Source organism: Pseudomonas sp. zfem004 (genome assembly GCF_032621715.1).
Classification (GTDB): Bacteria; Pseudomonadota; Gammaproteobacteria; order Pseudomonadales; family Pseudomonadaceae; genus Aquipseudomonas; species Aquipseudomonas sichuanensis.
The window spans coordinates 1-2752 of the sequence record NZ_JAVYJF010000050.1; the positions used below are offsets into that span (position 1 = coordinate 1).

Sequence of the window (2752 nt, forward strand, 5' to 3'; positions counted from 1 at the left end):
GGAAGAACTGAAAGCGGGTCTGGACGAGTACATCCGCTACTACAACCATGACCGCATAAAGCAGAAACTGAACGGCCTGAGCCCTGTCGAGTACAGGGCCCAGGCCGCTAGCTAATCTGTCCAACTTTTTGGGGGCAGTCCACAATGTGGGAGCGGGTTTACCCGCGAAGGGCTGCGAAGCAGCCCCAGCCCCCCCGTTCAAGCATCAAGGCTCAAACCCCTCGACGATGATCACCTCCGCCTTGGCCACCCCCTGGCGATGGCTGCAAGCCTCCTGATACAGCTCCGAGCGATAGCACGCCAGCGCCTGCTCGTATGAATCGAACTCGATCACCACGCTACGCTGAGGTGTGGGCCGCCCCTCCATCGCCTCGCTGCGCCCGCCCCGGGCAAGAAAGCGCCCACCGAAGGCAACAAACGCCGCCGGGGCGCGCTGGGTGTACTGCTGGTACTGCTGCGGGTCGCTGACGTCCACATGGGCGATCCAGTAGGCCTTCATCTGTCGTACTCCTGCTTCAGGGATATTTGTGTATGATGGTATACCATAAAAATCACCCGACCACCGTGAGCGTGCAGCATGGCATTCAACAGCATCGAAGAACTCCTCGAGGACTACCGGCAGGGCAAGATGGTCCTGCTGGTGGATGACGAAGACCGCGAAAACGAGGGCGATCTGCTGATCGCCGCCGAGCGTTGCGACGCCCAGGCCATCAACTTCATGGCCCGCGAGGCGCGTGGCCTGATCTGCCTGACCCTCACCGACGAACACTGCCAGCGCCTGGGCCTCGAACAGATGGTGTCAGCCAACGGCAGCGTGTTCAGCACCGCCTTCACCGTCTCGATCGAAGCCGCCACCGGCGTCACCACCGGCATCTCCGCTGCCGACCGGGCCCGCACCGTGGCCGCCGCCATGGCCCCCGATGCCCGCCCGGAACACCTGGTGCAACCCGGCCACATCTTCCCCCTGCGTGCCCGCGAAGGCGGCGTGCTGACCCGCGCCGGCCATACCGAGGCCGGCTGCGACCTGGCACGCCTGGCCGGCTTCACCCCGGCCTCGGTGATCGTCGAAGTGCTCAACGACGACGGCACCATGGCCCGGCGCCCGGACCTGGAAGTGTTCGCCGCCCGCCACGGGATCAAGATCGGCACCATCGCCGACCTGATCCACTACCGCCTGAGCACCGAGCAGACCATCAAGCGCATCGGTGAGCGCGAACTGCCCACCGTGCACGGCACGTTCCGCCTGGTCACCTATGAAGACCGCATCGAAGGCGGTGTGCACATGGCCATGGTCATGGGTGACATTCGCCGCGAGCAGCCGACACTGGTGCGCGTGCATGTGATCGACCCGCTGCGTGACCTGGTCGGCGCCGAATACGCCGGGCCCGCCAACTGGACGCTGTGGGCGGCGCTGCAGAAGGTGGCCGAGGAAGGCGCCGGGGTGGTGGTGATCCTTGCCAACCATGAGTCTTCCCAGGCGCTGCTGGAACGTGTACCGCAGCTGACCCAGCCGCTACGGCCCTACCAGCGTGGCCAGTCGAAGGTGTATTCGGAAGTCGGTACCGGCGCGCAGATCCTGCAGGACCTGGGTGTGGGCAAGCTTCGCCACCTGGGCCCGCCACTCAAGTATGCAGGCCTTGCCGGGTATGAGTTGGAGGTGGTGCAGAGCATCCCGTTCGAGCCTGGGATGCTTAGCTGAAGCACGCCTTCGCAATCAACCCGTGGGAGCGGGCTTGCCCCGCGATGGAGCGCGAAGCGCTCCTTTACCCGATATCAAATTGAGTCAAAGATGCCGCAATTTCAGGCTTTGCTGCCGCGTTGCGGCAGATCGCGGGGCAAGCCCGCTCCCACAACGTTGGATGACCATACTTTTCATACAAAACCTAAAGATCAGGAATGACGTTCCCGGTAATCCGTGAAGAACCGCTTTCATATCAAGTTCAGAGGGTCATTCGGATCGCTCTGGGCGTCGAGCATGGCGAAGATCTCGTCGGAGGTGACTACCTTGATCTCCGGCACCTTCGAGGCACGCTCCGCCGGCGCCATGGCCAATGGCTCGACACGGGTGTTGCCGGCCTGCGCCTGCCACCGCGCCAAGGCTTCGACCAATTGCGGCTGGCCGGCAAGGGTGCCGTAGACATCGGCCTCGCTGACCGGGGCGCGGCGCAGGCTGCCCAGGCGTGCATAGGTGGCCTCCAGGCGTTCCAGTTCCCGCTCGATCTGCGGCAAACTGGCTTCATGCGGGCGCCGGTAATGGTCGCCCAGCGCCAGCCGGGTGCGGCGCTCACGCAACTGCCTGTCGATCTCCTCCAGCGCAGCCTCCACCACTTCCAGTTCCCGTACGGTCACCGCCGGCGTGTGGTTGGCCAGCGCCTGCTGGTGGCGGCGCAGCATGGCCCAGCAGGCCGGGACATAGCTGCTGACCATGTAGTGATCGTTGAGGCTAAACGAGCGGTGCTCGGGCAGCTTGTCCACCTGACTCAGGTACTGGTTGCAGGCAGCTTGCGCGGTGATGGTGGTGCAGCCCGGGCTCCAGAGGATGGCCGACGCCTCCTGGCCACTGAGCTGGATCGGCATGAAGTGGCGCAGCTCGCCATGGTGCTCGTAGGGCTCGCCGTCCTGGTTGACCAGGCCTGTGTGCATGATCTTCACGCCCAGCGGGAAGCTGACCTGAGCCAGGATGGCGCCTGGGGCGATCAGCTCGTAGCGGGTGTTCATCCACGGCAGCGGCAGGTTGGGAATGAGGTCATCG

At 64.4% G+C, this 2752-nt stretch carries 3 protein-coding genes and 1 pseudogene; 2 read left to right on the forward strand and 2 right to left on the reverse strand.

The window, feature by feature from the left end; all coding sequences use genetic code 11:
* A partial coding sequence (locus RTH46_RS26155) for an IS3 family transposase (protein WP_316906639.1) occupies positions 1-115 on the forward strand: 115 nt, incomplete at its 5' end.
* 90 nt (positions 116-205) lie between these two features.
* Here RTH46_RS26155 and RTH46_RS26160 read toward each other — a convergent pair.
* Positions 206-499: a DUF1330 domain-containing protein gene (locus RTH46_RS26160; RefSeq protein WP_316906970.1), complete on the reverse strand. Its 294-nt coding sequence runs from the start codon at positions 497-499 to the stop codon at positions 206-208.
* Positions 500-577: 78 nt separating this feature from the next.
* Between RTH46_RS26160 and ribBA the strand changes: the two genes are divergently transcribed.
* Positions 578-1699, forward strand: a complete 1122-nt coding sequence (ribBA, locus tag RTH46_RS26165) for a bifunctional 3,4-dihydroxy-2-butanone-4-phosphate synthase/GTP cyclohydrolase II (protein WP_316906971.1) — start codon at positions 578-580, stop codon at positions 1697-1699.
* Positions 1700-1929: 230 nt separating this feature from the next.
* Here the strand turns inward: ribBA and RTH46_RS26170 are convergent.
* Positions 1930-2752: pseudogene (locus tag RTH46_RS26170) on the reverse strand (lipase family protein); the annotation flags it as partial.